We start from the raw sequence: 22111 nt of genomic DNA on the forward strand, positions 1-22111 counted from the left end.
GCGTGCGTGCCATCCGGCGCTGGCCGTTTGCGGACCTGCGAGCAGCGTGTCAGCGTGAGGCTTTTGGCTTCGCTTCAGGGGCGATCGCCGCCATCACGAAATCGATGAATGCCCGCACCTTCGCCGCCGGCAGGTGCCGCGACGGGTACAGCGCATAGAGCGGAAAGCGTTCGTCGGGCCAGTCGGGAAACAGGTCGATGAACTCGCCGCTGTCCAGCTGCTGCTGGATGCCCACCGCCTTGATCTGCGCGATGCCGACGCCCGCGAGCGCGGTGGCGAGGATGGTGCCCGCATCGGTCAGCAGCAGTCGGCCGGTGGTGGGCACCTTGATGAGCTTGCGGCCGCGCTGGAACTCCCATGTGTAGGGCTGCCCCGTGACCGGGTTGCGCACCTGCAGGCACGCGTGGTTCACGAGGTCCGCCGGCTTGGCCGGGCGGCCGTGCCGCTTCAGATAGCCCGGCGTGGCCACGGTGACGATGCGCGTGTCCATGAGCTTGCGCGCGACCAGCGACGACGACGGCGGCTCGCCGAAACGCACCGCGATGTCGAAGCCTTCGGCTACCAGGTCGCCGAGCTGGTCGCGCGCGACGAGGTCGAGCGACAGCTCGGGGTACTGGTCGAGAAAGCGCGGGAGGTGCGGCGCGAGCAGAAGGCGCGATGTGAAAGCGTCGGTGTTGACGCGCAGCCGCCCGCGCACCGCACCGGACGAGCCCGCGGCGATGGTCACCGCGTCCTCGATGCCCAGCACCAGCGGATTGACGTTGGCATAGAGCAGCCGGCCTTCGTCCGTGAGGTGGAGCGAGCGCGTCGTGCGGTCGAAGAGCCGCACGCCGATGCGCGCCTCCAGCCGCGCGATGGCACGGCTGACGCCCGAAGGCGTGAGGCCGAGTGCATTGGCTGCGCTCGCGAAGCTACCGCCTTCGACGACAGCGGCGAGCACGCCCACGTTGGAGAGGAGTCGTCCGTCGAGTGCCATTTTTCAATTCGTGATCGGGTGTCATGAATGATATGCCTCTGGGTCGCTTTACTCAAAGACGACGGATTCCTACATTCCTTCCATCGCAATCGCTTCAATGGAAGAAAGAAGGAAAGTCTCATGTACGCAATCACCGGTATCACAGGCAACGTCGGCGGCGCCGTCGCGCGCAACTTGCTGGCACAGGGCCGGCCCGTTAGGGCGGTCGTTCGCGACGCGACCAAGGGCAAGGCCTGGTCGGACCTGGGCTGCGAAGTCGCCATCGCCGACATGAACGATGCACAGGCGCTGGCACGCGCATTCGCGGGTGCTCGGGGCGTGTTCATCCTGCCGCCGCCGAACTTCGATCCCACGCCGGGGTTTCCGGAGGCAAAGGCGGTCATCACCGCCGTGCGCCAGGCGCTCGCCCAGGCGCAGCCGGGCCGCGTGATCTGCCTCTCGACCGTCGGCGCGCAGGCCGCGCAGCCGAACCTGTTGAGCCAGCGCAGCCTGATGGAAGAAGCGCTGGCCACGCTGCCGTTGCCGGTCAGCTTTCTGCGGCCCGCATGGTTTCTCGAGAACCTGGCCTGGGACATCGCCCCGGCGCGTGAGCAGGGCGTTCTCTCCAGCTTCCTGCAGCCGCTCGACAGGGCGGTGCCGATGGTCGCCACGGCCGACGTGGGCCGGGTGGCGGCGGAGCTGCTGGTGCAGAACGGCGCCGTCGAACGCATCGTCGAACTCGAAGGCCCCGAACGTGTGAGCCAGCTCGCGATTGCCGCGGCGCTGGCCGAGGTGCTGGGCCGCCCGGTTCAGGCCGAAGCGGTGCCGCGCGAAACCTGGGGTTCGCTTTTCCGTGCGCAGGGAATGAAGGACCCGGTGCCGCGGATCCAGATGCTCGATGGCTTCAACGAGGGTTGGATCACCTTCGAGGGCGCCGATGCAAGCGTGCGCAAGGGCAAGGTCGGTCTCGTCGAGGTCATCCGTTCGCTGGCGAGTTGAGCGGCGCCAGCATCTCTTCGAACCACGCCGCCACATGCCGGGCTTCCGGCGCGGCGTCCGGTGCGAGGCCGTAGTAGTAGCGGTCCAGCGTCATGCGCAGCGCCGGCAGCGGCGATTGCAGGCGACCCGAAGCCAGGTCGTGCGCGACGAGCGAGGTCGGCGCGAGGGCGATGCCCAGCCCGTCGACCGCGGCCTGCAGCACGAAGTGCAGGTGATCGAACTGCAGGCGGCCCGCCGGCCGGGCACGCGGTGCGTTGACCTGCTTCCTCCAGGCGTCCCAGTCGTCCTTGCGCGTCTTGGCCGAGAGCTGCACATGCGACGCCAGCGCGCGCAGGTCGGCCAGCGGGTGCGTCTTGAACAAAGCGGGTGCGCCGACCACCAGCACTTCGTCTTCGAGAAAGGGATGCACGTCGATGGAAGAGGGCCAGCCCTCGAGCCCGCGGCGCACCGCGATGTCGAAGCTGTCGGTTGCCTGCTCCGGCATCACCGTGCTGGTGACGACCTGCGGTTCGATGTCGGGATGGCGTTCGACGAACGATGGCAGCCGCGGAATCAGCCAGCGCACCGCAAACGACGGCCGCACGTTGATCCGCACCGCGCGGGTCGGGCCTTGCGCCTGGAGGGCTTGGGCGGCCGCGTTGATCTGCGCCAGCGCCGGCCCGGCTTCCGCGAAGAACTGCTGGCCTTCCGCGGTGAGCGCAACCTGCCGGATGCGGCGCTCGAACAGCGCGACGCCCAGGCATTCCTCGAGGCTCTTGATCTGCCGGCTCACCGCGCTGTGCGTGACATGCAGCTCCTGCGCCGCGCGCGTGAAACTCAGGTGGCGGGCCGCCGCGACAAAGGCGCGCACGGCATTGAGGGGCGGTTCTCGAAGCGGCATGCGTGCGATTTTCTCACGCATGAGGGGCGTTAATCTCGTTTGTCAGCCCGCGTTGCCGCGGCGCACCATGCGGTCTCGATGTCTTCCACGCCCCTCACACCTGCTCCCACCTCCACGGCCAGCGCCACCGACCTGAATTCCCGCTACGCAGCCATCGCGCTCGGGCTTTCGCTGCCGGCCGACGTCGTTCTCTACCTCTTGCTGCCGATGTACGCCGACCAGTTCGGCGTGACGCTGGCCGAAGCCGGCATGCTGCTCGCGGCCAACCGGCTGGTGCGCATCGCCGGCTACCGCTGGGTCGCGCGCTTCTATGCGCGCAATGGCGACCGGCCGACCTGCACCATCGCCGTCGTGGCCGCCGCCGTTTGCGGCGTGGGCTACGCCACGCTCTCGGGCTTCTGGGCACTGCTGCCGCTGCGGCTGATGTGGGGGCTGTGCTTCGCGGCTCTCAACCTGTCTACCCAGGCGCTGGCCACGGCTGACCCCGTCGGCGCCGCCCGCCGCAATGGCCGCTCGCGCGCATTCATCGCCATGGGGCCGGTGCTGGCGCTGCCGCTGGGCGCGCTGATGGCGCATTGGGTCGGGCCGCGCGCGATCTTCGGCTTCCTCGCGGTGTTCTCGCTGCTGGCGGTGTTCGCAGCCCGGCGGCTGCCCTCGGCGCCGCATCGCACGGAGAAGCCCACGCGGCGCTTCCAGTGGCCCAACAGCCTCGACGGCTGGTCGTTCATGGAAGGGCTGGCGCTCGACGGGCTCTTCATCGTCGGCCTGTCTTACCTTGGCAAGGACCTGTTGCCCGGCGGCGCGGTGATCGTGGCCGGCCTGCTGATGGCGCTGCGCTACCTAGCGGAGATTTTCCTGAGCCCGGTCGGCGGGCACCTGGCGGACCGTTTCGGCGCGGAGCGGCTGCTGGTGAGCCTTTCGCTCGTGACGGCGATAGCGCTTGTGGGCTTCGGCCTCGGCTGGCTCTGGAGCTGCGCGGCGCTGATCGTGGTGCTGCGCGCCTTGCAACTGCCCCTGCTGTCGCCCATCGTGGCGCGCCGCACGCCGGGGCCCGAGCGCGTGCAGGCGCTGGCCGCGCGCTCGGTGTGGCGCGACATCGGCGCCGGGGCCGGTCCGCTCATCGCGGGGCTGCTGCTGCCGGTCGCATCGCCGCCGTGGCTCTATGGCATTGCCGCATTGCTGCTGGCCATCATGGCGCTGGCCTGCGGGCGAAATCCATCGCCAAAATCGACACCCCACGCCCAGGAGCGAACGTCATGACCACGTCCCACGCCATCGAAACCGTCGCGCAGCTCGAAGCCCTGTTCGGCCAGCCCGGCGAGGCCTCGCTCAAGAAGGAAGTGCCGTACCTGCACCCGAGCTATCAGGCGCTGATTGCCGCATCGCCCTTCGCAGTGCTCGCCACCACCGGGCCCGGCGGGCTGGACGCATCGCCGCGTGGCGACCCGCCGGGCTTCGTGGTGGTGCAGGACGAGAAGACGCTGCTCTTGCCCGAGCGCCGCGGCAACAACCGCATCGACAGCCTGCGCAACATCGTGATCGACCCGCGCGTGGCCTTGCTGTTCCTCATTCCCGGTGTGGGCGAAACGCTGCGCGTGAACGGACGCGCGCGCATCACCGTCGCGCCGGATGTCATGGCGCGCTTCGCCATGGAGGGCAAGCTGCCGCAATGCGTGATCGAGGTGCAGGTCGAGACGGTGTACTTCCAGTGCGCCCGCGCGATCCAGCGCTCGAAGCTCTGGGCGCCGGTGGCGGCGGATGCGAAGCGCGAAGTGCCGACGGCCGGGGCCATTCTTTCGGCGCTGACGAATGCAGCGTTCGATGGCGCGGCATACGACCGGGCGTTGCCTGCACGGCAGCAGGCCACGTTGTATTGAGCGCTGGAAGGGGCGGCACGCGGTCCGTCGATGGACGCTTTTGCGCGCTACAAGATGTCACGCAAAAGGCGCTCTGGGTAGGGCGCGACCGGCCGGTCCGGAGGGGGCGGCAGTGTAGACTGCCAGGTTTTTCCAAGTGGCGGTAATGGTGCAAGTGTCAAGGCGCACAGGCTTCACCGGCTCGGCGCTGATTCGCTTGCTCGCTCGACTGACCGACATCGAAGTCCCCGAGCCCAAACAGGCTTTTGCGGATCGATTGAGTCAATGGCTCGGCTGGACCGATGCCATCTCCCTTTCTGCAGCGTTGAACGGTGGCCTGGCGGCTGCGTCTTCGGGCGCGCGCGTGGCTGGCAACCCCGAAGCACGCGAATGCGAGCGTGTGCGGACTGCGATGGCCAACGCCATCGCGGAAGACATGCACAGCGTTTCCCGGGACAACACGACCGACTTCGCGGCCTACCGCCGGCGCTACCACGCCAGGCAGCAGGCCATGGAGACGAGCATCGGCCCCTTGCGCGGCCGCCTGCGCTCGACGCTGGCGACGCGCTCGCCCGACATGGCGCGGCTGGCGGCGGTGGACGTGGTCATGGAGCAGGTGTTGAGCGCGCAGGAGCATCGACTGCTGGCGAGCATCCCGGCGACGCTCGAGAAGCATTTCAAGCGCCTGGGCCGGGCCGATGCCAACGCCATTGCCGACGCCGATAGCGAGGCCGAGCCCGGCGTGTGGCTGGCCGTGTTCCGCAAGGACATGCACGACGTGCTGCTCGCCGAGATGGACGTCCGATTTCAACCGGTCGAAGGGCTGCTCGAAGCCCTTCGCGCGAGCTAACCAGAGTTTCATGACCCAACTTCTTCATCGCATCGTCTTCATCGTCGGCCTGGCCGCGGTCTGCTGGGTCGGCATCGGTTATATCGGCTCGAACCCGCTGGCGCTGGCGATCACCGTGCTCATCGGTGCGTTCTACATGGTCGGCGCGCTGGAGCTGCACCGCTTCGGGCAGGCGACGACCACGCTGACCAGCGCCGTTGCGGACATGACCGGGCCGCCGGCCAGCCTGGGCGAATGGCTCGACAAGCTGCATCCGTCGCTCCGCAATGCGGTGCGCCTGCGTATCGAAGGCGAGCGCGTCGGCTTGCCCGGCCCGAGCCTCACGCCGTACCTCGCGGGACTCCTGGTGCTGCTGGGCATGCTGGGCACCTTCCTCGGCATGGTGGTCACGCTGAACGGCACGGGCACGGCGCTGGAGAGCGCATCGGACCTGCAGGCCATGCGCGCCTCGCTGGCTGCACCCGTCAAGGGCCTGGGCGTGGCCTTCGGCACCTCGCTCGTGGGCATTGCTACCTCGGCGGCGCTGGGGTTGCTTTCGGCCCTGAGCCGGCGCGACAGGATGCAGACCGGGCAACTGCTCGACACGCGCATCGCCACCAGCCTGCGCGTCTTCTCGCAGGCCCATCAGCGTGAAGAGTCCTTCAAGCTTCTGCAGCGGCAAGGCGAGGCGATGCCCGCACTGGTCGACCGGCTGCAACTGATGATGGCGACGATGGAGCGCCAGAGCCAGGCCCTGAACGAGCGCCTCATCTCCAGCCAGGACAGCTTCCATGGCAAGGCCGAGGCGGTGTACGCGGGCCTGGCTTCTTCCGTCGGCCAGTCGCTGAAGGAAGGCCTCGCCGACAGCGCCCGCATCGCCGGCGCGACGATCCAGCCGGTGGTCGAAGCCACGATGGCTGGCATCGCGCGCGAGACGGCCGCGCTGCACGCCACGGTCGAGCAGGGCGTGCAGCGGCAACTGGACGGCCTTTCGACCCGCTTCGAGGCCAACACCACCACCGTGGCGGACATCTGGAAGACCGCGCTCGCCGGGCAGCAACGCACGAGCGAGGCGCAAGCCAAGGACCTGCGCGCCACGCTCGACCAGTTCACGCAGACCTTCGAGCAGCGCTCGGCCTCGCTGGTGGACGGTGTCTCCGCCCGCCTCGAAACCACGGTCGAACGTGTGTCCGACAACTGGCGCAGTGCGCTCGCGCAGCACGAACGTGCCAGCGAAACCCTGTCGGGCGACACGCACCGCGCGCTGACCGCTGCCGCAGCCACTTTCGAACAGCACTCGGCTTCGCTGCTGAATACGGTGGGCCAGGCGCACGCCGACCTGCAGGCCGAGATGGCATCGCGCGACCAGCAGCGGCTCGCCGCATGGACCCAGGCGCTCGAAGCGATGGCCGTGTCGCTGCAGCAGGAATGGCAGCAGGCCGGCGCGCGCAGCGAAACCCAGCAGCAGGAAATCTGCAATACGCTGGCACAGACCGCCAACGACATTTCCGCCCAGAGCGAAGCCCACGCGAAGAGCACCATCGCCGAGATCGGCCAGCTCATGCAGGCCGCCTCCGAGGCGCCCCGCGCCGCGGCCGAGGTGATCGCCGAGCTGCGCCAGAAGCTCTCGGACAGCATGGCGCGCGATAACGCGATGCTCGACGAGCGCAGCCGCATTCTCGGCACGCTGGAGACGCTGCTCGATGCGGTGAACCACGCCTCCACCGAGCAGCGCAGCGCCATCGATGCGCTCGTGACCACATCGGCGGACCTGCTGGACCGCGTCGGCACGCGTTTCACCGACAAGGTCGACACGGAAACCGGAAAGATGGCCGACGTGGCCGCGCAGATCACCGGCAGCGCCGTGGAGGTGGCGAGCCTGGGCGAGGCCTTCGGCTTCGCGGTGAAGCTCTTCACCGAATCGAACGACAAGATGAGCGCGCACCTGCAGCGCATCGAAGGCGCGCTCGGCAAGTCCATCGCGCGCAGCGACGAGCAACTGGCGTATTACGTGGCGCAGGCCCGCGAGGTCATCGACCTGAGCATCATGTCGCAGAAGCAGATCGTCGAAGACCTGCAGCAACTCGCGGTTCAGCGAGCCACAGCGGGCAGCGAAGCGTGATGACCGAGGACCTCGACGCCGGCACCGAGGCATCGGTCCCGGTATGGGCCGTCTTCGGCGACCTGATGTCGGGCCTGCTGGGCGCCTTCGTGCTGATCCTGGTCTGCGTGATCGGTATGCAGCTCGAACTCGCGACCAAGCTCGAAGCCGAGGTCAAGCAGCGCAAGGTCGAGGCCGAGCGGCTGCAGACGCTCGAACAGGCGCTGGCCGGGCCGCTCGCTGCGGGCCGCGTGACGCTGAACAACGGGCGCATCGGTATCAGCGGCAGCGTGCTGTTCGCGCTGAACTCCGCCGAGCTGCAGCCCGAAGGCCGGCAACTGCTCAAGAGCCTGGCCCTGCCGCTCACGGCCTACCTCCAGGCCCGCGACGAGATCCTGATGGTGAGCGGCTTCACCGACGACCGGCAGGTGCGCGGCGGCAACCGCCAGTTCGCGGACAACTGGGAGCTTTCGGCGCAGCGCGCGTTGACGGTGACCCGCACGCTGATCGAGGAGGGTATTCCGTCGTCCGCGATCTTTGCTGCGGCGTTCGGCGCCGAGCAGGCGGTGGCGTCGAATGCCGATGCCGATGGGCGCTCCAGGAACCGGCGCGTGGAGATGGCGCCCACGCCGAAGCGTTCGGACGTGAAGACAAAGCCTCGTGAGTAGCGACGAACCCAACGGAATCGATGCAACGCTCGACGCATGGCGCGAGCGCGGGGCGCATCGCCTCGATCCGGTCCGCTTTCACTTCATCGAGACGCTGGCACAGCGTGCGGCAGATCACAGCGGAGAGGCGCGTCGCATCCTGGACGAGAAAGTCATCGCGCTGCTCGCGGTCTATGGCGACGATCTCGAAAAGATGCCGGATGCGGAAGGCGCCGCAGTCAAGCCACCGGCGCATGGGCTGCTCGCGGAACTGACCGAGCACCTCGCACGGCAGGCATCGTCCGAGCGGATGGACCCGGCGACCAACGAGCTGAAGGTGCTCCCGTTTTTCCGGAGCACATGGTCGAAGCTCAGCGCCGAACGGCGTCTCACGCAATCGCTTGCGAAGTTGCCGCAGAACGCAGGCCCGCTCAACTCGCACAACCTCGTGCATCAATCGCTCACGCTGATGCGCGAGCTGTCGCCGGAGTACCTCAACCGGTTCGTGTCGTATGTCGACGCGTTGCTGTGGGTCGATCAGGCGAACGCGCCTGCCAGCAACGACGCGCCGCGCGCCGAGGGCGGCAAGAAGGCTGCGCGCGGCAAGTCCAGCTGAGTCGCGGCGCAGGAAGCGCTACTTTTTTCGCGCGACCGGCACATTCACGCTCCATCTTTGCGGCGAGCCTACAGTGCGCTTGCAGGTAACCATCACGTTGCGTCCTGTCAGCCCGTAGCTCTTGGGTGTCCATTGGGTTTCGAGCGGAACGCTGCACCTTGGGACCAGGATCTTCATGTTCGGATCGAGCGCCACCCATCCGCCACGATTGCCTGCGTTCTCCCTCGCGACGAAATCCCGTGCCTCCTGCCGTATCTCGAACAGGCCATGTATCTCGGCGGTGGAGCGATCGGTTTCGATGCTCCATGCAGCGAAGCAGCGAGCCGATGCAAGAGCCAGCAGGAGGAGCAGGAAGGGACGGCCGTTGTTCATGGCATCCGGGATGGTGCGTTCAGGCTCGACCCGCGGCCTGCTCCGCGCGCGCGTCATGCCCGATGACCAACACCAGCACGAACGCCACCGCCGACAGCAGCGCAAGGAAGATCACCGCGTAGATGTCGTTGCCCATGCGGTCCTTGAGCGCGCCGAAGATCGTCGGGCCGATGTAGCCGCCGAGGTTGCCGATGGAGTTGATCCACGCAATGCCGGCCGCGGCCGCGGTGCCGCTCAGGATGGCGGTGGGCAATGTCCAGAACATCGGCAGCGCGCTGAAGATGCCGAACGCGGCGAGCGTCACAGCGGCCATCTTGGGCACCGGCGCGCTGGTTTCCGCCGCGGCCACCAGGCCCACGAAGATGCAGGCCAATGGGATCAGCAGGAACCACTTGCGCTCCTTCTTCGCATCGGAGGCGCGGGTCCAGAACACCATCGCGATGGCGCCGATCAGGTAGGGAAAGGCGTTGATGAAGCCGATCTCCACATTGCCCAGGCCGCCGAAGCCCTTGATGATCTGCGGCAGGAAGAAGCTCAGGCCATACAGCGGTACGGTGATGCCCATGTAAACGAAACCGAGGCCGATCACGCGCGGGTTCAGCAACGCCTGCTTCCACGAAATCGTGTGCAGCGCCTCGCGGTTGCGGCGCTCGCCGTCGAGCGTGCTTTGCAGCCAGTCGCGCTCTTCGTTGGAAAGCCACTTCGCATCCTTGGGGCCGTCGGGCAGGTAGAACAGGATGAAGAAGGTCAGGATCAGCGAGGGGATCGCCTCGAGGATGAAGAGCCACTGCCAGCCGTGCATGCCGCCCACGCCATCCATGTTGAGGATGTAGCCCGAAATGGGCGAGCCGATCACCGTGGAGATCGGGATCGCGAACATGAACCAGCCCACGATGCGCGCGCGGTACGCCGCCGGGAACCACAGCGTGATGTAGAAGATCACGCCCGGAAAGAAACCGGCCTCTGCAATGCCGAGCAGAAATCGCACGACGTTGAAGCTGGTCGATCCGCTCACCCAGGCCTGGGCCGCGGAAAGAATGCCCCAGCTGAACATGATGCGGGCGATCCAGCGGCGCGCGCCGAAGCGCTCCAGCGCCATGTTGCTCGGTACCTCGAAGAGGAAGTACGCAAGGAAGAAGATGCCGGCCGCACTGCCGAACACAGCCGCGGTGAAGCCCAGGTCCTTCGACATCGCAGCCCCGGCAAAGCCGAGGTTCACGCGGTCCAGGTAGGCGATGAAGTAGCTGATCATCAACAGCGGCAAGAGCCGCCAGCTGATCTTCGAGATGGTTCTTTGTTCGACGGGGTTCACTGTATGTCTCCTGTTATGTGAAGGTTTTTGTGGAGCCTGTCCGCTGACAGGTGAGGATGCTCAGGACGCCTGATCTTCTTCTTTTTGCTGTGCCCTCATGATCTGGTGGCGTTGCCAGTAGTGGCCGACGGCGCCCCTGAAGTTGTCTTTCTGCTTGCCCAGGCCCGCCACCTTGACCTTGGTGGTGCGCGCGCCCAGCATGCCCTTGTCATGGTGCGTGACGATCAGCGTGTCGCCGAAGCTGCCGTCCTTGTAGGTGAGGCCTTTCACCTCGTCCCACGCGATCGTGGAGCCACCGTCCGCGCTCGGATGCAGGCCGGTGTAGTCGACCACGATGCGCTCGCCGCCCTTCAGGGCGAACTCGAGCGGCGGAAAGTGGCGCAGCACCACGATGCGCTCTTCTTCATTGGCGGGTTCGTATCGGTAGGCGAGGCTCAATTCGTGGTTCTGGACGAAGCGCTGCTCGTACTCGCTCCACAGGCGCTGCTCGATCGCGGGCGCCGTCTCGATCTCGTCGGCCCAGGTCGCCTGCGGCGCGGTCGCGACGATGGCGCCGTACACGCTCTCGGGCACATGGTGGTCGACGTTGCGCATGCGTTCGAGCAGCGGCGGATGGCTGTCGTAGGGATGTGGCACGTCGGCGGTCTTCATCGTCTCGATGAACGCCTCGGAGCTGGCGTAGGGCGGCAGCCCATCGGCCACGAAGCGGGCGATGCCCAGGGCGCCGTCGTGCTGGCGGTTCTGCGCGAAGAGCTTCTGCTCGACGTCGTTGCGGTAGCTCGCGTAGGCCGAGATCTTGATCAGCGACTGCACGATGGCGCTGGGTGCCGTGAGGCTCGCCGATACGCGGTCGGCCTTGTACTCGCGCTCGCGGCTGTCGCGCGCCAGGGCGAACTCGAAGATCATGCGGTAGAGCCGCAGCAGGTAGTGCGCCACGATGGTGAGACCGCCGCTGCGCATCTTCCAGGTGTACTGGTCGAACTGCCGCAGCTTCGGGCCGAGCGCCGCGCTGCTGCGGGTGTCGCCGCCGCCCAGGTGGGCCAGCTCGTGGGCCAGCACTGCATCGGCCTCGGACTGATCGAGCACGCGCAGGAGCGGAATGCTCACGAACAGCGTGCGGCCGTTCAAGGTGCGGCCGCCGACTTCGATGGGCGCTTCGGTCACGAAGAAGTTGGTGTCGATGCCCGCGACGATCTGGTCGGGCGGCGCCGTCTTCACACGGCCCGCGAGCTGGCGGATGCGCTCCCACAAGCGCGGCGCATCGGCTTGGGCAATGAGCTCGCCGTCGATCGCGTTGACCGAAGGCAGCTTCTTGAACAGCGTGTACACCGCATAGAACACGGCCGCTGCGGCCGCGATGCCGGCAATGGCGATCAGCTTGACGTAGTAGCTGTGCCAGAAGAAGGCGGTGAGCCAGAACGAGAGCCACACCAGCATCGCGCTCTGCAGCACGACCTCGATGGCGCTCGACACCGTCATGAGCCGCCAGCCTGCGACGAAGCTCGCATAGCGCAAACCGCGGTTGGCGAAGGCCAGCGCGCCGAGCACGAGCGCCGCCGCGAGCAGCGCAGCGCCGAGCACCAGCGTCCAGATCGCGGCGCGGTCGGCCCAGTGGAACTGCCACTGCATCGAGTAGGGACTGCACACCTTGTCGTGGAAGTTCTTGTCTTCCGGTGCGGTGGCGTCGCAGGCCTTGGAGAGCGGGTGGCTGCGGTAGAACGCGGTGGCTTCCGCCTTGTCGGCGGCGTTCAGGCGTGCATCAGAGTTGATGCGCTTTTCGATCGACTGCAGGAACTCGGTGTCCTGCGAGCGCAGCGCGTATTCGGTGAAGACCAGCGTCGCCGCCGGTATGGCGAAGAGCGACACGAGGGTCAGAAGAAACACGCGAAGCAGATCGGCATGGATCGTGCGGGCGAAGGCCATGGATAACTCCTCCTGGAAAGCAATGCTGTGAGTTGTTGTGGAAGCGGTCCGGGAAGCCGATAGCGTAGCCGCCGATCGTGTCGCTGTGAAATTCGGTGGGACGTCAAGCGCGTGCGACCGCCGACCAGCCAGCAAATAAGGTTATCGCTTTTGCATCGTTCCACGCCGCGGAGCGCAGGTATAGCCTTAGGCCTCACCTATGCCTCCAGTCTCTTCACCACCCCCTGTTTCTTCCTCCGGCTCGGGCCCATCGCCTGTGGCATGGATTGCCGGTGTCGGCGCCAGCGCCGGCCTGGGCGCCGCGCTCGCACGGCGCTTCGCGGCCGAGGGATTCCTTGTCGCGCTGACCGGCCGCACCCAGGCCCAGCTTGCCGCGGTGGCCGCCGAAATCGAAGCCGCCGGCGGGCGCGCCCAGGTGTTCGCCGGCGACGTGGCCAGCGAGGCCGAGATCCACGGCATCGCGCAGCGCGTGAAGGCACTGGGGCCGCTGTCGGTGGCGATCTTCAATGCCTCGAGCGCGGTGCGCGCGCCGACGCTGGAGATCTCGGTCGACCAGTTCACGCAGGCCTGGCGCACCAGCGCGTTGGGCGGTTTCATCTTTGCGAAAGAGGCCTTGCAGGGCCTGCTGGTCAACGGCTTCGAAGCGACCGCGCCGAGGGCGCGCGGCAGCCTGTTGTTCACCGGCGCCACCGCGGCCCTGCGCGGCAAGCCGCCGTTCGCCGCCTTCGCGGCGGCCAAGGCCAGCCTGCGGTCGCTCAGCCAGAGCCTGGCGCGCGAGTTCGGCCCGCAGGGCATTCACGTGGCACACGTGGTGATCGATGGCGGCATCGACGGCGAGCGCCTGCGCAGCAATGCACCTCAACGCGTGGCGCAGGCGGGCGACGACGGCCTGCTGCAGCTCGACGCCATCGCAGAAAACTACTGGCAGCTGCATGTGCAGCACCGCAGCGCGTGGACGCAGGAACTCGACCTGCGCCCGTTCAAGGAACCCTTCTGAGGAGTCATGCCGCATGGGCACCGCATCGAATGACCACCTGGTGGCCGCCAATCTCCCTTTCGTCGAAGGCGAGGTGAACTACCTGAAGGCGGGGCAGGGCAGGCCGGTGAGCTACACCTTCGAGCCGCCGCCAGGCGTGCCCTGGGTGACCGGCGAGCTGGAACCGCGCCGTGTGGCTATCCGCGACGGCCGCCCGCTCGTGGCGTTGCGTGAACTCTCGCTCGACCGCAGCGGCTTCACGCAGATCTCGCACCGCAGCGTGGTGGCCGACTTCTCGCACGACGGGGCGATCCGCGACATCTACTACCGCGAGGCCGAGGCGCTGCTGCGCGACGTGACGGGCGCCGAGAAGATCGTCGTCTTCGATCACACGTTGCGTGACAGCGCACAGGGCTCGCGCCGCACGGCCGAGTTGCGCGAGCCGGTGCGGCGGGTGCACAACGACCAGACCTTCGTCTCCGCGCCGCGACGCGTGCGCGACCACCTCTCGCCCGAAGAAGCGGAAGAGCGCCTGAAGCACCGCTTCGCCATCATCAACCTGTGGCGCCCGCTGGCCACCGTGGAGCGCCTGCCGCTCGCGCTGTGCGATGCGCGCTCCATCGCGTTCGAGGACATGGTGCCGAGCGACCTGGTCTACCCCGACAAGGTGGGCGAGACCTACTCCTTCACCTGGAACCCGAGGCACCAGTGGTACTGGTTCCCGAGGCTGCGGCCCGACGAGGCACTGCTTCTGAAGATCTACGACTCGTGCGAGGACGGCACCGCGCGCTTCACCGCGCACACCGCGTTCGAAGACCCGACCGGTGCGCCCGAAGCGCCGCCGCGCCGCAGCATCGAATTGCGCGCGCTGGTGTTCTGGCCAGCCGAATGAGCGGCGCAAAGCAGTTGCGGCTCGGCGCCTTCATGCGCCCGGTCAGCATCCACACCGGCGCCTGGCGTTACCCGGGCGCATGGCGCGATGCCAACTTCAACTTCGCGCACCTGAAGCAACTGGCCCAGACGCTCGAGCGCGGGCGCTTCGACGCCTTTTTCATGGCCGACCACTTGGCCGTGCTCAACATGCCCATCGAGGCACTGCAGCGCAGCCACACGGTCACCTCGTTCGAGCCGTTCACGCTGCTGTCGGCGCTCGCCCAGCACACGAAGCACATCGGGCTGGTGGCCACCGCATCGACCACCTTCGACGAGCCCTTCCACATCGCGCGCCGCTTCGCCTCGCTCGACCACCTGAGCGAGGGCCGCGCCGGCTGGAACATCGTGACCACCTCCAACCCCGACGCGGCGCTGAACTTCGGCCGCGACGACCACATGGCACACGACGAGCGCTATGCCCGCGCCCGCGAGTTCTACGACGTGGTCACGGGCCTGTGGGACAGCTGGGCCGACGACGCCTTCGAGCGCGATGCCGAGAGCGGCCGCTTCTTCGATCCCGCCAAGCTGCACGTGCTCGACCACAAGGGCAAGTACCTCTCGGTGCGCGGGCCGCTGCACATCGCGCGGCCGGTGCAGGGCTGGCCGCTGATCGTGCAGGCCGGCGCATCGGAAGCGGGGCGGCAGCTCGCGGCCGAGACCGCGGAGGCGGTGTTTGCCGCGCCGGGCACGCTGGCCGCGGCGCGCAGCCTGTATGCGGACATCAAGGGCCGCATGCGCAGGATCGGGCGCGAGCCGGAGCACCTCAAGATCCTGCCCGCCGCCTTCGTGGTGGTCGGCGACACGCTCGAAGAAGCCCGCGCCATCCGCGCGAAGCTCGACAGCCTCGTGCACTACGACAGCGCCATCGCCTCGCTCTCGATCCAGCTCGGCCACGACGCCTCGAAGTTCGACCCCGATGCACCCTTGCCCGATGTGCCCGAGACCAACGCGAGCCAGAGCAGCCGCGCCCGCGTGGTCGAGCTGGCCCGCAGCGAGAACCTCACGGTGCGCCAGCTGGCCCAGCGCCTTGGCGGCTACGGCGGGCTGGCCTTCGTGGGCACGGCGCAGACCATCGCCGACGAGATGCAGGAGTGGCTCGAGACCGAGGGCTCCGACGGTTTCAACGTGATGTTCCCCTGGCTGCCGGGCGGGCTCGACGCCTTCGTCGACAAGGTGGTGCCCGAGTTGCAGCGCCGGGGCATCTTCCGGCACGAATACGAAGGTCGTACCCTGCGCGAGAACCTTGGTTTGCCGAGGCCTGCCAACCGATTCTTTTCCCCGAATTAGCACCGGACGGGGCCTGCAGGCAACCGACCCCACGCGGGCGCCGATTGCCGGGCTTGGCGACAATCGGGTCAATGCGTTCTTCCCCCTTCTTCAAGATGGCCCTCTTGCTGGGCCTGCTCTCGGCCATCGGGCCTTTCGCCATCGACATGTACCTGCCTGCGCTGCCCGCCATCGGGCAGAGCCTGCGCGCCGACATCGGCGCGGTGCAGATGAGCCTCACGGCCTTTTTCCTGTCGCTCGGTGCGGGCCAACTGCTCTATGGCCCGATCTCCGACATGGTCGGGCGCAAGCCGCCGCTGTACGCCGGGCTGGTGCTCTTCGCATTGGCCAGCGTGGGCTGCGCATTGGCCACCGACATCCAGACGCTGATCGTGCTGCGCTTCATCCAGGGCCTGGGCGCCGCGGCCGGCATGGCGATTCCGCGTGCCGTGGTGCGCGACCTGCACACCGGCACCGACGCGGCGCGGCTGATGTCGCTGCTGATGCTGGTGTTCAGCGTGTCGCCGATCCTCGCGCCGCTCGCGGGCAGCGCGGTCATCGCCGTGGCCGGCTGGCGCGGCGTGTTCTGGGCCGTGACCATCGCCGCGGTGGCGGGCCTCGCGATGATGGTCAAGCTGCTCGATGAAACCCGGCCCGCCTCGGAGCGCGTCGAAAGCAGCCTGGGCAGCGCGCTCTCGGCCTACTGGCTGCTGCTGCGCGACTGGCACTACCTCGGGCTGGTGTTCATCGGCAGCTTCGCGATGGCGGGCTTCTTCACCTACCTGGCCAATTCGTCGTTCGTGATGATCGACCACTACGGCCTCTCGCCCGCGCTCTACAGCGTGGCCTTCGGCGTGAACGCCGCCGCCTTCATCGGCGCCTCGCAGTTCACCGGCTCGCTCGGCGAGCGCTACGGGCTGGTCAATCTCGTGAAGTTCGGTGTGGTGTGCTGCGGCGCGGCGATGGTCGCGATGTTCATCTACTTCGCGATGGGCGGCGACAGCATCTGGGTGCTCATCGTCCTGTACTTCATCGCCTCGGGCTTCATGGGCCTGGTGATCCCGACCACCGGCGTGCTGGCGCTCGAAATGCACGGCGCCATCGCGGGCACCGCCTCGGCGCTGCTCGGCACGCTGCAGATGCTGACGGGCGCGCTGGCAATGGCGGTGGTCGGCTTCTTCACCGATGGCCGACCGCTGCCGATGGTGGCCGGCATGGCCGCAGGCGCGCTGATCGCGCTGGTGCTGACCTGGCTCACGCTGGGCGGCGTGCGCTCAGAACCCACACGAAGGACGCAGGAAGCGTGAGCTCGATACATCCAGGCGCCGCAATCGCGAGCGCCGAAGAAAACACCCTGAAACCCATCGACGGCCTGGCCTCGCCGGAGCGCGGCTGGGCGATGCTGGTCATCATCCTTGGGCTGATCGTGGCGGTGCTGGACGGCACCATCGTCAACCTCGCATTGCCGGGCATCGCGCGCGAGCTGCAGGCCAGCCCGTCACAGGCGATCTGGGTGGTCAACGCCTACCAGATCGCCACGCTGGTCATGCTGCTGCCGCTGGCCTCGCTCGGCGACCTTGTGGGCTACCGGCGCGTGTACCTCGTGGGCATGGCGGTGTTCGCGCTGTCGTCGCTGGCGGCCACCTTCGCCAATTCGCTCGGCACGCTGATCGCGGCGCGCGCCTTCCAGGGGCTGGGCGCAGCGGGGATCATGAGCGTCAACGCGGCGCTGGTGCGGCTGGTGTATCCGTCGTCGCAACTGGGCAAGGGGATGGCGATCAACTCGCTGGTGGTCGCCACGTCTTCCGTGGCCGGGCCTTCGGTGGCGGCGGCGATTCTCTCTGTGGCTTCGTGGCCCTGGCTCTTCGCGATCAACGTGCCGTTGGGCATCGTCACCTTCGCGCTCGGCATGAAGGCGCTGCCGTTCAACCGCGTGGCACCGGCGGCCGGGCTGCGGTTTTCACCCGTCGACGTGACGCTCAACGTGCTGATGTTCTCGCTGGTGTTCCTGGGCGTGGACCGGCTGGGCGTGCGCGAAGGCGGCGTGGAGGGCGGCGGCAGCCACTGGTCCGCCTGGGCCATCCTGCTGGCCGGGCTGGCGGTGGGCTTCGTGTACCTCCGGCGCCAGCGCACGCAGGCAGTGCCGCTTTTCCCGATCGACCTGCTGCGCATTCCGGTGTTCGCGCTGTCCATGGGCACCTCGGTGGCCGCGTTCTGCGCGCAGATGCTGGCCTACATCGCGCTGCCGTTCCTGCTGCTCGATGTGTATGGCCGCAGCCACATCGAGGCGGGCCTGCTCATCACCGCATGGCCGCTGGCCATCGTGGTGATGGCGCCCATCGCGGGGAAGCTGATCGGCAAGTATCCGGACGGGTTGCTCGGCGGCATCGGCCTCGGCCTTCTGGCCACGGGCCTCGCGCTGCTGGCCGCGCTGCCGGCGCATCCGGGCAATGCCGACATCGCCTGGCGCATGGCGTTGTGCGGCCTGGGCTTCGGGCTCTTCCAGTCGCCCAACAACCACACCATCGTCAGCTCCCCGCCTGCGCACCGAAGCGGTGCGGCCAGTGGCATGCTGGGCACGGCGCGGCTCACGGGTCAGACCTTGGGCGCGGTCGTTCTGGCAGGGGTTTTCAGCGTCTGGAGCCCGCACGGCGGCCACGGCCCGGTGGTGGCGCTGGTGCTGGCCGCAGGTTGCGCAGCAGTCGCGGCAGTTTTCAGCAGTCTGCGATTGAAGACGACAAACCCGCACCACTGAATAGGGTAGGGTACGGCCCCATGAAGGAAGTACCTGACACCGTGGTCTGCCCGGGTTGCGACGCGGTCTATGCCCGCACACCCCTGCAGCCGCGCGACGTGGCCCGCTGTCCGCGCTGCGGCACCGAGCTGGACAGGCACCCCGGCTCGCAGCAGCAGCGCATCCTGCCGCTGACGGTGGCGAGCCTGATCATGTTCGCCATCGCCAATCTGTTTCCCATCGTCGAGATCGAGCTGCGCGGCCTGCGCAGCCAGACCACGCTGGCCGGGGCGGTGGTGGTGCTGGGGGGCGAGGGCATGTCGGTGGTGGCGCTGCTGGTGCTGGCCACGACCATCCTTTTTCCGCTGCTGCAGTTGTGCATCCTGGCCTACCTGCTGATTCCGCTGCGCCGCGAGCACCGGCCGCTGGGCTTTGCGATCCTGGTGCGCATGATGCAGTCGCTGCGCCCGTGGGGAATGATCGAGGTGTTCCTGCTCGGCGTGCTGGTGGCGATCGTCAAGCTTTCCAGCATGGCGACCGTGGTGCCGGGGCCCGCGCTCTGGGCCTTCATGGCGCTGACGGTCACGTTGACGGCGGTGCTGTCGTTCAACCCGGGCGCGTTCTGGGAGATGACCTTCCGCGCCGCCGGCGACGAAGAGAAAGAGGCTTCCGCATGAAGCTGTTTCCCTTCCGCAGATCGCGCGAACCGGAACCGGCCGTTGAAGAGGTCGCGCACGACCCCGACGCACCCGTCGCCACCGCCGCCTCGCTCGGCCTCCTGGCCTGCCCGCACTGCGCGGCCGTCTGGCGTGACGCGGAGGAGGGCGACGCCTGCGGCCGCTGCGGCACGCACCTGCACACGCGCAAGCCGCAGAGCCTCACGCGCACCTGGGCCTTCCTGATCGCGGCCTGCATCATGTACATCCCGGCGAACCTGCTGCCGGTGATGATCACGCGCACGCTGTTCGGCGCGCAGTACGACACCATCCTGAGCGGGGTGATCTATTTCTGGGTGTCGGGCGCCTACGGGCTGGCCGCCATCGTCTTCATCGCGAGCTTCCTCGTGCCGCTCTTCAAGCTGGCGGTGCTTTTCTTGCTTGTGGTGATGGCGCAGCGCGCCAGCACCTGGCGCCAGCACGAGCGGGCCAAGCTGTATCACATCATCGAGATCATCGGCCGCTGGTCGATGCTCGATGTGTTCGTGGTGGCGCTGCTGACCGGGCTGGTGCAGATCCAGGGCTTCGCGGTCATCACCGCGGGCGTGGGCATCGCGGCCTTTGGCTCGGTGGTGGTGCTGACCATGCTGGCCTCGTTGAGCTTCGATCCGAAGCTCACCTGGGACAGCAAGGAAGCGCAGGCGGTGCAAGAGAGTTTCGAGAACAGGGAAGAACAAACAGCATGAGTGAAGAAGAACCGCAACCGCAGGACAAACCGGCGCCGTCCGCGCCGCCACTGCCGAAACCGCAGGTCAAGCGCCGCCGCGAGTGGCTGCCCTCGCTGATCTGGCTGATCCCCATCGTGGCCGCCCTCGTCGGTGTGACGCTGGTGGCGCGCATCCTCCTGGAGCGTGGCCCCGAGATCGTGCTCACCTTCAAGACCGCCGAAGGCCTGGAGGCCGGCAAGACCGCCGTGAAATACAAGGACGTGCAGATCGGCCTCGTGCAGAGCCTGCGCCTCGCGCGCGACCGCTCGCATGTGCGCGTGCTGGTGCAGCTCAACAAGGATGCCGAGAGCTTCACCTCCGACGATTCGCGCTTCTGGGTCGTGCGGCCGCGCCTCGACACCTCGGGCATCTCGGGCCTGAGCACCTTGCTGTCGGGTGCCTACATCGGCGCCGATGCCGGCGTGTCGAAGGAAACCGCGGGCGAATTCAAGGGCCTGGAAGCGCCACCCATCGTCACGCGCGACGACTCGGGCCAGCAGTTCCTGCTGCGCGCCACCGACATCGGCTCGCTCGACGTGGGTTCGCCCGTGTACTTCCGCCGCATCAAGGTCGGCCAGGTGGCTGCCTACGAGCTCGACGGCGACGGCCGCGGCGTCACGCTGCGGGTGTTCGTCAACGCGCCCTACGACAAGTTCGTGGGCATCAACACCCGCTTCTGGCAGGCGAGCGGCATCGACGCGCAGCTGAGCGCCAGCGGCTTCACGCTGCGCACCCAGTCGCTCGCGACCATCCTGCTCGGCGGCATCGCCTTCCAGGCGCCCGACGATGCGATGGGCCCGCTGGCCAAGGAGAACACCGCCTTCATGCTGGCGCAGGACGAGACCACCGCGATGAAGGAGCCCGACGGCCCCTCGCAGACGCTCCTGATGTACTTCAACCAGTCGCTACGCGGCCTCGTGCCCGGCGCGGCGGTCGATTTCCGCGGCGTGGTGATCGGCGAGGTCAAGTCGATCGGCGTGGAGTTCGACCGCGCCGAGCGCGAGTTCCGCATGCCGGTGCTGGTGCAGATCTACCCCGATCGCCTGCGCCGCCGCGAGACTGGGCAGCCGCAGGGCACCGAGTCGCGCGCCACGCAGCAGGAGCGCCTGCGCTTCCTGGCCGAAAAGGGCCTGCGCGCCCAGTTGCGCAACGGCAACCTGCTGACCGGCTCGGTGTACGTGGCGCTCGACTTCTTCCCGAAGGCGCCGCCCGCGAAGATCGACCTGGCGAAGAGCCCGATCGAGCTGCCCACCATTGCCAACAGCCTCGACGAGATCCAGTCGCAGGTGCAGGAAATCGCGAGCAAGCTCAACAAGGTGCCCTACGAGCAAATTGCGGCCGACCTGCGCACCACGCTGGCCACGCTCAACAAGACGCTCACCAGCGCCGAGCAGACCGTGACCCGCATCAACAACGACGTGACGCCCGAGCTGGCCGCGGCCATGAAGGACGTGCGCAAGACCGTGAACACCGCCGAGCGCACGCTGGCCGACGATTCGCCGCTGCAACAGGACATGCGCCAGACGCTGCAGGAGCTGACCCGCGCCGCGGGCTCGGTGCGCGTGCTGACCGATTACCTGGAGCGCCATCCCGAGTCGCTGCTGCGCGGCAAACCGGACGACAAGAAATGAAGAACGAGAACTTCGCATTCGGAAAAACCGCGCTGATCGTTGGCGCTGCCTTGATCGCACTCGCCGGCTGCGCGAGCAAGCCCGACAGCTACTACACGCTCGCCAGCCCGGTCACGGCCACCGATGCGGCGCCGTCGACATTGGGCAGCCCCACGCCGCTCTATATCGAGCTCGCGCCGGTGGCGGTGCCCGAGCGCTTCGCACGGCCGCAGATGGTGGTGCGGCAGCCAGGCGGCAGCGTGCAGGTCGAGGTGCTCGAGCAGCACCGCTGGGCCTCGTCCTTCGAGAACGAGCTGCGCGATGCGCTCTCCAGCAACATCTCTTCGCGGCTGGGTGCGCTCGACGTGACCAAGGGCGGACGGCAGACCTCGCAGCCGGTCTGGCGCATCGCGGTGCAGCTGCGGCAGTTCGATGCGGTCGATGGCGGACGCGTCGATGCGAGCTTCAGCTGGACGCTGCGGCGCTCCGACGAGGCGCGCACCGTGGTCTGCCAGCTGAATGTCGGCGAAGCGGTCGGCGGCGGCATGGATGCCGTGGCGCAGGGCGCCCAGCGGGTGACGGCCGCCACGGCCGCAGCCATTGCGCGCAGCGTGAGTGCGGCGCGTGCGAACCCGGCCGCCACGGCATGCGCGCTCTGACTCTTTTTCTTTCTCCCTCC

General features: G+C 67.8%; 21 protein-coding genes. 16 read left to right on the top strand and 5 right to left on the bottom strand.

Annotated elements, in window-relative coordinates:
- Positions 1-49: 49 nt before the first annotated feature.
- The gene (locus ACSFA7_RS06440) at positions 50-976 is read right to left on the bottom strand and encodes a LysR family transcriptional regulator (protein WP_435498591.1); all 927 of its coding nucleotides are present in this window, start codon (positions 974-976) and stop codon (positions 50-52) included.
- 120 nt (positions 977-1096) lie between these two features.
- On the opposite strand from ACSFA7_RS06440, the gene ACSFA7_RS06445 reads away from it, so the two are divergent.
- On the top strand, positions 1097-1954 hold the full coding sequence (locus tag ACSFA7_RS06445) for an NmrA family NAD(P)-binding protein (RefSeq protein ID WP_435498592.1): 858 nt from the start codon (positions 1097-1099) through the stop codon (positions 1952-1954).
- On the opposite strand, the gene ACSFA7_RS06450 is transcribed toward ACSFA7_RS06445, so the two are convergent.
- Entirely contained in the window at positions 1932-2834 is a 903-nt protein-coding gene (locus ACSFA7_RS06450) for a LysR substrate-binding domain-containing protein (protein WP_435498593.1), read from the bottom strand. The genes ACSFA7_RS06445 and ACSFA7_RS06450 overlap by 23 nt on opposite strands.
- Positions 2835-2912: 78 nt before the next feature.
- Here ACSFA7_RS06450 and ACSFA7_RS06455 point away from each other — a divergent pair, with 78 nt between their 5' ends.
- From ACSFA7_RS06455 to ACSFA7_RS06480, 6 genes are all read left to right on the top strand, one after another.
- Positions 2913-4094, top strand: coding sequence for an MFS transporter (locus ACSFA7_RS06455; protein WP_435498594.1), 1182 nt, complete (start codon positions 2913-2915; stop codon positions 4092-4094).
- Positions 4091-4711, top strand: coding sequence for a pyridoxamine 5'-phosphate oxidase family protein (locus tag ACSFA7_RS06460; RefSeq protein WP_435498595.1), 621 nt, complete (start codon positions 4091-4093; stop codon positions 4709-4711). Before ACSFA7_RS06455 ends, ACSFA7_RS06460 begins: the two co-directional genes overlap by 4 nt.
- A gap of 145 nt (positions 4712-4856) precedes the next feature.
- Positions 4857-5540 carry a DUF3348 domain-containing protein gene (locus ACSFA7_RS06465; RefSeq protein WP_435498596.1) on the top strand — a complete coding sequence of 228 codons (684 nt, stop codon included), beginning with the start codon at positions 4857-4859 and terminating at the stop codon, positions 5538-5540.
- 10 nt (positions 5541-5550) lie between these two features.
- Positions 5551-7641 (top strand): DUF802 domain-containing protein, encoded by a 2091-nt coding sequence (locus ACSFA7_RS06470; RefSeq protein ID WP_435498597.1) that lies wholly within the window; start codon positions 5551-5553, stop codon positions 7639-7641.
- The gene (locus ACSFA7_RS06475; protein ID WP_435498598.1) at positions 7641-8288 is read left to right on the top strand and encodes an OmpA family protein; all 648 of its coding nucleotides are present in this window, start codon (positions 7641-7643) and stop codon (positions 8286-8288) included. Before ACSFA7_RS06470 ends, ACSFA7_RS06475 begins: the two co-directional genes overlap by 1 nt.
- The gene (locus ACSFA7_RS06480) at positions 8281-8883 is read left to right on the top strand and encodes a DUF2894 domain-containing protein (RefSeq protein ID WP_435498599.1); all 603 of its coding nucleotides are present in this window, start codon (positions 8281-8283) and stop codon (positions 8881-8883) included. The genes ACSFA7_RS06475 and ACSFA7_RS06480 overlap by 8 nt, the downstream gene beginning before the upstream one ends.
- Positions 8884-8901: 18 nt before the next feature.
- On the opposite strand, the gene ACSFA7_RS06485 is transcribed toward ACSFA7_RS06480, so the two are convergent.
- From ACSFA7_RS06485 to ACSFA7_RS06495, 3 genes are read right to left on the bottom strand one after another with little or no spacing between them, the layout of a single operon-like run.
- Positions 8902-9255 (bottom strand): hypothetical protein, encoded by a 354-nt coding sequence (locus ACSFA7_RS06485; protein WP_435498600.1) that lies wholly within the window; start codon positions 9253-9255, stop codon positions 8902-8904.
- 19 nt (positions 9256-9274) lie between these two features.
- On the bottom strand, positions 9275-10567 hold the full coding sequence (locus tag ACSFA7_RS06490; RefSeq protein ID WP_435498601.1) for an MFS transporter: 1293 nt from the start codon (positions 10565-10567) through the stop codon (positions 9275-9277).
- A 60-nt stretch (positions 10568-10627) separates the two neighbouring features.
- Complete coding sequence (locus ACSFA7_RS06495; RefSeq protein ID WP_435498602.1) at positions 10628-12490, bottom strand: M48 family metallopeptidase; 1863 nt, start codon at positions 12488-12490, stop codon at positions 10628-10630.
- Positions 12491-12689: 199 nt separating this feature from the next.
- On the opposite strand from ACSFA7_RS06495, the gene ACSFA7_RS06500 reads away from it, so the two are divergent.
- The 9 genes from ACSFA7_RS06500 (at position 12690) to ACSFA7_RS06540 (ending at position 22091) form a co-directional block, all read left to right on the top strand.
- Entirely contained in the window at positions 12690-13487 is a 798-nt protein-coding gene (locus ACSFA7_RS06500; RefSeq protein WP_435498603.1) for an SDR family NAD(P)-dependent oxidoreductase, read from the top strand.
- A 13-nt stretch (positions 13488-13500) separates the two neighbouring features.
- Positions 13501-14358 carry a CmcJ/NvfI family oxidoreductase gene (locus ACSFA7_RS06505; RefSeq protein WP_435498604.1) on the top strand — a complete coding sequence of 286 codons (858 nt, stop codon included), beginning with the start codon at positions 13501-13503 and terminating at the stop codon, positions 14356-14358.
- The gene (locus tag ACSFA7_RS06510; protein WP_435498605.1) at positions 14355-15686 is read left to right on the top strand and encodes an LLM class flavin-dependent oxidoreductase; all 1332 of its coding nucleotides are present in this window, start codon (positions 14355-14357) and stop codon (positions 15684-15686) included. The genes ACSFA7_RS06505 and ACSFA7_RS06510 overlap by 4 nt, the downstream gene beginning before the upstream one ends.
- Before the next feature lie 71 nt (positions 15687-15757).
- Positions 15758-16972, top strand: coding sequence for a multidrug effflux MFS transporter (locus ACSFA7_RS06515; protein WP_435498606.1), 1215 nt, complete (start codon positions 15758-15760; stop codon positions 16970-16972).
- Positions 16973-17064: 92 nt separating this feature from the next.
- Positions 17065-18420, top strand: a complete 1356-nt coding sequence (locus ACSFA7_RS06520) for an MFS transporter (protein ID WP_435498899.1) — start codon at positions 17065-17067, stop codon at positions 18418-18420.
- A 20-nt stretch (positions 18421-18440) separates the two neighbouring features.
- On the top strand, positions 18441-19076 hold the full coding sequence (locus ACSFA7_RS06525) for a paraquat-inducible protein A (RefSeq protein ID WP_435498607.1): 636 nt from the start codon (positions 18441-18443) through the stop codon (positions 19074-19076).
- Positions 19073-19801: a paraquat-inducible protein A gene (locus tag ACSFA7_RS06530; RefSeq protein ID WP_435498608.1), complete on the top strand. Its 729-nt coding sequence runs from the start codon at positions 19073-19075 to the stop codon at positions 19799-19801. Before ACSFA7_RS06525 ends, ACSFA7_RS06530 begins: the two co-directional genes overlap by 4 nt.
- Complete coding sequence (locus tag ACSFA7_RS06535) at positions 19798-21453, top strand: PqiB family protein (RefSeq protein WP_435498609.1); 1656 nt, start codon at positions 19798-19800, stop codon at positions 21451-21453. Before ACSFA7_RS06530 ends, ACSFA7_RS06535 begins: the two co-directional genes overlap by 4 nt.
- Positions 21450-22091, top strand: coding sequence for a PqiC family protein (locus ACSFA7_RS06540; RefSeq protein WP_435498610.1), 642 nt, complete (start codon positions 21450-21452; stop codon positions 22089-22091). The genes ACSFA7_RS06535 and ACSFA7_RS06540 overlap by 4 nt, the downstream gene beginning before the upstream one ends.
- The last annotated feature ends 20 nt before the right edge of the window (positions 22092-22111 follow it).

Source organism: Variovorax trehalosi, assembly GCF_051216415.1.
Classification (GTDB): domain Bacteria; phylum Pseudomonadota; class Gammaproteobacteria; order Burkholderiales; family Burkholderiaceae_C; genus Variovorax.